Annotated in this window: 7 protein-coding genes; 2 read left to right on the forward strand and 5 right to left on the reverse strand. The window is 54.9% G+C overall.

The window, feature by feature from the left end; genetic code table 11:
• A partial coding sequence (locus RMSM_RS42785) for a protein kinase domain-containing protein (protein WP_008699910.1) occupies nucleotides 1-1,315 on the reverse strand: 1,315 nt, incomplete at its 3' end.
• A gap of 111 nt (nucleotides 1,316-1,426) precedes the next feature.
• Here RMSM_RS42785 and RMSM_RS19370 point away from each other — a divergent pair.
• Nucleotides 1,427-1,681, forward strand: a complete 255-nt coding sequence (locus RMSM_RS19370; protein WP_040768221.1) for an indolepyruvate ferredoxin oxidoreductase subunit alpha — start codon at nucleotides 1,427-1,429, stop codon at nucleotides 1,679-1,681.
• A 2-nt stretch (nucleotides 1,682-1,683) separates the two neighbouring features.
• On the opposite strand, the gene RMSM_RS19375 is transcribed toward RMSM_RS19370, so the two are convergent.
• The 3 genes from RMSM_RS19375 to RMSM_RS19385 form a co-directional block, all read right to left on the reverse strand.
• Entirely contained in the window at nucleotides 1,684-2,571 is an 888-nt protein-coding gene (locus RMSM_RS19375; protein WP_008699915.1) for a M28 family peptidase, read from the reverse strand.
• Nucleotides 2,571-3,638 (reverse strand): ADP-ribosylglycohydrolase family protein, encoded by a 1,068-nt coding sequence (locus RMSM_RS19380; protein WP_008699916.1) that lies wholly within the window; start codon nucleotides 3,636-3,638, stop codon nucleotides 2,571-2,573. Before RMSM_RS19380 ends, RMSM_RS19375 begins: the two co-directional genes overlap by 1 nt.
• A gap of 70 nt (nucleotides 3,639-3,708) precedes the next feature.
• Nucleotides 3,709-4,206: an RNA 2'-phosphotransferase gene (locus RMSM_RS19385; RefSeq protein ID WP_081614244.1), complete on the reverse strand. Its 498-nt coding sequence runs from the start codon at nucleotides 4,204-4,206 to the stop codon at nucleotides 3,709-3,711.
• 681 nt (nucleotides 4,207-4,887) lie between these two features.
• Between RMSM_RS19385 and RMSM_RS19390 the strand changes: the two genes are divergently transcribed.
• Nucleotides 4,888-5,463, forward strand: coding sequence for a hypothetical protein (locus tag RMSM_RS19390; RefSeq protein ID WP_040768223.1), 576 nt, complete (start codon nucleotides 4,888-4,890; stop codon nucleotides 5,461-5,463).
• Between the two features lie 55 nt (nucleotides 5,464-5,518).
• Here the strand turns inward: RMSM_RS19390 and RMSM_RS37130 are convergent, their stop codons facing one another.
• Nucleotides 5,519-6,196, reverse strand: coding sequence for a DUF3405 domain-containing protein (locus RMSM_RS37130; protein ID WP_144057783.1), 678 nt, complete (start codon nucleotides 6,194-6,196; stop codon nucleotides 5,519-5,521).
• Nucleotides 6,197-6,487: the final 291 nt, after the last annotated feature.

The following is a 6,487-nucleotide window of genomic DNA, read 5'->3' on the forward strand; positions in this document are numbered from 1 at the left end:
CTGGATCCGTCATTGTTTGGGCAATGATTTCGCCGATTTTGTTTCCATTGTTGGGCGGTTGTTTGTATAGAAACCAATGAACCAATCCGCCGATGGCATAGATGTCGGTTTGAGGACTGATATTGCCAAATGACGGATCGATCTGTTCCGGAGCAGCGAACCCGAGAGTCCCGCCAAGGATCGAGTTCGAGCCCGCTGCAGAAGCTTGTGAGAATCCAAAATCGGTGATGGTGATTTGACCGTTCTTGTCGACCAGGATATTGCTGGGCGTCAGATCACCGTGAACCAAGCCGGCCGCGTGGACGGCTTCGAGAGCATCGCAGATTTGCAGAATAAACGCTTTAATTTGCTGGACCGTTGCATGCGGGATGCACTGAAGCGGCTTTGCGTCGACCCATTCGCTCAGGACGTACGGGCCGCCATGCGGAGATTCTCCGTAACCGTGGTAACGAATCACGCCTGGATGGTTGATTTGTGACGCGGTGTCGATTTCGCGAAGAAAGGTTTGCCTTGCGGGATCATTCTGCCAGAAAGCTTTACGCAGGAACTTGACCGCGACGATGCTGCCATCGGACTGCATCGAAGCCCTGTAGACCTTTCCGAAGCCACCGCTTCCGATCAATTTTCCGAGCACGAACTCGTGGTAGCTCACTCGCGGCAGCGTCGATTGCACGCTCGCTGTATGGTTTTGATTGGTTTGATCCTCCCACTCCGAGGCGAGCAGCTCGCGAACTCGCGACAGTCGTCGACGCACCGTTCGCTCATCGATTCCAAGCGAATCCGCAACCTCTCGCTGGGTTCGCCCCGCCAGCAAGCCTTCGACGACAACTCGCAGATTTTCGGGAAGTTCGGCTCTTAGCGTCCGTAAAAACTGATCGGCTTCGTATTCATCGGCCTCGTTTGGGTGGTCGCTCGCTACCAATTGGACTTCATCCAGCGAAATTCTCATTTGGTCTCCAACCCGTTTGACAGCCGTCTGACGCTCGATCGACCGAGCCATCTTTCGGCGTGCGAAGGTCGCCAGCAACCGCCAAAGCGAAACATTACCGCTGATGTGAATGCGGCTGTGCTTGGCGGCGTCAAAGAAGCTGCCCAACGCCGACTGAACGACCTCGTCGGGCACGATTGTGCTTCGATACCGGCGATTCAGGCGGCTCGCGACCAAAGCGACCAAGCGGATGGCATAGCGGTCGAACAAGACCTCGGCGGCTCGTTCATCGCCCGATTTCCACTCGCGCAGCAGCCATCCATCGGAGCGATCGGTGATCGCTAAGACATTTTCAGAATTCTCTTCACCGCAAGTGTCCGGTTTCAAATTGTTTTCTCACTTCCCTAGTGAACGAGGCCACGAGTCCTCGTCGCGTTCAAGGACTCGTCGCCTTGTCCACTACTACAGACCAACAAACTTCACACGAAAGGTGATGCAATGACAATGGTGGTAACCCAGCCCTGCATCGGATGCAAAGACAAGTCCTGCCTACCGGTTTGTCCGGTCGAATGTTTTCACGAGGACGAGGCGATGGTATACATTGACCCTGACGAGTGCATCGACTGCGGAGCCTGTGTGCCGGAATGCCCTGCTGAGGCGATCTTCTATGAGGACGACGTGCCGGATACTTGGAAAGGCTTCATTGCACTGAACGCACTCAAATCACAAGAATGTCCCTCGGCGCACGATTAAGCTCAACGCAGTAGCTTTCGCATTGCCGCGGCCACGCCCAGCGTGACTTCGGTCATGCGGGGGTAGTCGAGTGTCTCGGGAGTGTCAGTGGATTGATGATAATTCGGATTGCGAAGAAAGCTGGTGTCCGTCAGCATCAGTGCTGGATAGCCTTGGTCCCAGAACGAGCTGTTGTCACTGAGCCGAATCTCTTGAATTTTCTCGGGCAGACAAATCGAAAACAGCGGCATCCGTCGTGTTCCGCGTTTAAAACCGCGGCGGAACCGCCAACATAATTTCCACGATGGCATGTTGCCGACGGCGGCCAGAAAATTGCCTCGCTTAGGAAAGAACCGCTGCATCCACTTGGGAATTCCTGGCGGGATGGATTGGGAACCGTTTGTGAGACTGTAGTAGCCCACCATTTCCAAACAGAGCATGCTGACGATATTGTCACCGCGATTTCGTGACTCGCGTGCGTGATGTTGGCTGCCCATGGCGATCATGAAATAGGGAGGCTCTTCACATGCGAACGCGACGTAACGAGCGGTTCGCCGGCCGCGGTAGTCGCGAAGCAGGCGGCCGACTTCCAACATAACCGCGACGGCGGATGCGTTATCGTCGGCGCCCGGCGTGCAGAACACGGTGTCGTAGTGGGCGCCGAGAAGTACAATCTCATCGCCACGCTTCGTGCCTGGTTGCTCGACAATCAGGTTCGTCGCTTCGTCACCAATCGCGTCATAGGTTTCGCGTTCATTCGCATAGCCCATCTCTTTCCACTGGCCCTCGATGTATCCGATCGTCGCCTGAATCGTTTTGGGCTTTTTCAGCGTACGTGGACCGATCAGTCCTGCCAGTCGATCGACATGCAGGCGTAAGTTTGCTTCGATTTGTTCGCGGTCGATATTCATCAATAGGGCGGCGCAAGTCGGCGGAAACCGTGGAAGAGGACAATGAATAGGAAGAGGCAGTTGCGAATCAGGACAGCGATGGGGTTGACGGTGGGAACCGCCACGGTTTTGCCAACGATTGTATCAGCGAGTGCATCGCCGAGATCCTGCATCCATGAAACGCTGCGTGGATACTCCGCGATTCCCTCGATCCACCGTTGTGGAATTCCATCTCGCCCGACCCCGGCACCGACGATTCCGCCTACGATTGCCGCCGTCGTGTCAGCGTCGCCTCCGCACTGGATGATCGTCGTGACTGCACTGCGAAAGTCATCGGGGTGCGACAACCAAGCATGAATGGCCACCGGCACGGTGTGATAGGTGTAGCCAGTGACTCCGCGATCAAGCCCAAGCGACTGCGCAAAAGCCCCCGTCGAATGACCTGCGTCAACACTTTCGATCGCTTGACGAAGCAGTTTGGTGAATTCCGATGCGTCCTCACCGAGTGTATCGACAACTTGTTCGAGCCAAAGGTTCGCATCTGGCGACGCGTGATCGCGAGCATGCCTAGTGGCCAGTGCTACGGCAATCTCGCCAAATTCTGCCTTCGGATCGCGATGGGTGATACGCGACGATACGCGGACTAATTCTAGCATCAGCGACACGTCGTCGATTGCCGCTCCGAAGATCGCCGCTCGCATCGCGGGTCCGTTGCCTGCCGAGAAAACGCCGGCGTTTTGTGGCGTCGCACCGAACCAAAGTTTCACACTCGCCCGTGCGGTCGCCTTTCCCACTCCCGCAGGCAGTGCCAAGATCCACCATCGCAGCCGCCTCGCAAATCGCTTTGTGAACAGCTGGACTTCATTTCGGTCATCTGACTTTGACAGAGCCTCGATCAGCGACTGGGCAACCACGCAAGTGTGTTCGGTGTTGTCCAAGATCATGCCTCGCCTAAACACGAACCGATAGCGATCCGGCGGGCCGAGCAATTGCGGTGCTCGAGAGGGTGAGACGCCTTCGTACGGCAATCCGAGTGCGTCACCCACGGCCGTTCCCAAAATGCATCCAATGATGGCGTTGCGGTTCACTCGATTGGCTCCAAGAGAGATCGTTGACGTAGCAGTGGATACTGTAACAAGATGCAACGGAAGCCGTGAGTCATCTCTTTTCGGGCTGGGGGAATTTCAGATATTCCACAGGAACCGCGTCGACCAACCAAACGCCATTGGCGGAACGATAGAAACGATGTCCGGCTTGGTGCATCGCCGAGGCGTCGACGCAAAGGATGATGGGTTTACCTCGCCGCGCACCTACTTTGGTTGCCGTCGTCTCATTGACCGAAAGATGCACATGGTGACGAGACCGTTTGTCCAAGCCACTGGCTCGGATGCTTTCGATGAACGCGGCAACCGTGCCGTGGTAAAGGGTGCAAGGCGGCGTCTGCTCCTCGAGCTTCAAGTCGACACCCGTTACCGAATGTCCTTGGTTCGCACGAATGCGAAGGCCGTCGTCGCTCAGGGCAAACCGTTTTTTCTCATTCGTCGCGACGACTTCGTGAAGAAGGTCGAGTGACAATTTCGTTCCGTGTTTGTTCGCCGCGGTAATCAGTTCATTGATGTCCAGCGATGGCCAATTTCGATTCGGGCGTTTGGAGATTTACAGCCGGTTGTCAACTCGGGTGGCAAGACTCATCGCCACCACGAACGATCGATGCGACTTCCTTTTGTGAGGAACGGGCAACGTCGTCTGACGACAAGCAGGCGTTGCGAATGGGCTTTTAGAATGATTCGTTTAACCGTTAGCCGATAGGCGTACGCATAGCGGATGCGAGTACGCCTTCGGCTGATTCTTAAACGCAATGCCGTTTATTTTCGCTTCGACCGAGTGATTTTTATAGCGGAGCGGCGCAAGCCGCCCGGTCAATTTCGAACGCTTTATTCGCCGCAACCGGGCGGCTTGCGCCGCACCGCTACCCAAAGGCGTTTTTGTAGTGGGACTCGCCAGAGTTCCCAGTGCTTGAGCCGGACATACAGGAATTCTGGCGAATCCCACTACATCCCAAAAAAGCGTTGTGGAATTGTTGCGTTAGCGGCGCGAGCCGCCCGGTTAATTTCGAACGTCTTATTCGCCGCAACCGGGCGGCTCGCGCCGCACCGCTACCCAAAGTAGATGACAAGTCGTTTTCGTAGTGGGACTCGCCAGAGTTCCCAGTGCTTCAACCGCGAAGACAGGAATTCTGGCGAATCCCACTACACCCAAGAAACGATGTTCAATTGTTGCTATGATGAGGAATCACCGTCAAAGAAAAGTTTATGACTCCGATGTGAAGAAACGGATATGGCATGGCGACCCGTACACCTCGTGCAATCCGGAGAGCTTGATAACAGAAAACTCGGCTGGACGGTTGGTTGGCTACAACTCGATGGCGTCGCCGACCGCTTGCAATTAAAACTGGTGGGCAATTGCCACCCCGACCTGGCTGGCTGGAAGTTTCGCATCCACCGCGTCTCACCAGAGCCTGAAGAAGATTTCGATGACGACGACCCGCCAGACTACACCGGCATCAGTGTTGATCAATCGGGACACGTCGGTGACATCACCGCCGATCAAATGATCAAACAACACGAAATGTCAAACTCGGAATTGGCTCGGCGGTTGATGAGTGGTGAGAAGCCGCCGTTCACGTTGCGCAAGTGTTTGTACTTGGAATGGTTCAGCAACCACAACGGCCGCGTTGTCGTCCAGAGCACGCGTCTTGAAGTCGAACGGATCGGCGAGCAAGCGTTTGAACTCACCGAAGAACAGTGGATCGAGCAGTCTCGTCAGAACCGTGACGAAATGAATTTCTTCATGACGCAACTCGGCGATGCTTTGGACAACGCTCCGCCGGACGATTCGCAATCGGAATCATGATCCGAAGATAGCACGCTTTGATGACGACTTGTATATCACGCGATTCTCTGCAAATTCAATGTTTCACGGGGTGGTAAAGCCGATTGGTTTCAAAGGTCGAGACGTCCTGAAGGCTGAATTCCGGTCTCCACCGCATCGTTTCCATTGAATAGATACGTTCACGTGGTGTTGCCAGAGCGAACTCGCTTGTCCCGTCCATGTCCGCCACGACGAACCCGTCCTGTTCCAGCAATGTCGCGATCGTAACCTCATTGTGGCCAGTCCAACCCCACAAAAATCGCCTTCGCAATGCCGATACCGCGGCAGCCGATAGCCGGTAAATTGGATTGAAGGACGCGAGTGACGCATGCGGGTGGCGCCACGGGAAAATGGTTCCGGGGGGAGATTGCATCGATTCCCACCAGCACCAATCGGGATCCGAATCATACCGCCGCAATTGAGTAGTCAAAAAATCGGCATGATGATCAAACTGGTTAAAGAAACGTAGCCAACTTGCTGTCCAGTGCACATCAAATTCGATTGCCCAGACGTAGTCGTACTTGTGGGTGGATGCAAATTCGATCACGGGAAAGTGGGCACTTCCTGGGATCAGAGTCGCCGCGATCGGACGATAGCCGACCTTCACCAGACGTTCGTGACGAAACCCGACAACATTGCGATTACCGAACTCACTGACCGCACACGAATCTTCGTCGACGAGCAGATACTTGCTCCATCCGGCGGGTACTTCCATCGAATCAAATTGTTTAATGATCGAAGGTTTCGATTCATGAGTTAGAAGCAACACACAAACTTTTGGCACGTTTACCTGCTCTCTTGTCGGTAAGAAACAATCAATCGAAGCGATGTCGGGCCGGTTCCCACCGACCATGTACGTTGGACGCCTGGTGCCGTTGGCTATAGACCTAGGGTAACCGGTGGATGGCTGATTCACCACGCGTGGAGAAGGCCGGAAACAACCGCAACGCTGTGAAACATTTTTCCTGTAAGGAATACGCGAATTTACCGTAGCGAAAGTCGCAGA

The sequence above is a fragment of the Rhodopirellula maiorica SM1 genome, assembly GCF_000346295.1.
GTDB classification, from domain to species: domain Bacteria; phylum Planctomycetota; class Planctomycetia; order Pirellulales; family Pirellulaceae; genus Novipirellula; species Novipirellula maiorica.

Bases quoted from the DNA above. Each gene is read 5' to 3' on its own strand.
- RMSM_RS19370 (WP_040768221.1), top strand. From the start codon at position 1,427: ATGACAATGGTGGTAACCCAGCCCTGCATCGGATGCAAAGACAAGTCC.
- RMSM_RS19375 (WP_008699915.1), bottom strand. From the start codon at position 2,571: ATGAATATCGACCGCGAACAAATCGAAGCAAACTTACGCCTGCATGTC.
- RMSM_RS19390 (WP_040768223.1), top strand. From the start codon at position 4,888: ATGGCATGGCGACCCGTACACCTCGTGCAATCCGGAGAGCTTGATAAC.
- RMSM_RS37130 (WP_144057783.1), bottom strand. From the start codon at position 6,196: ATGGAAGTACCCGCCGGATGGAGCAAGTATCTGCTCGTCGACGAAGAT.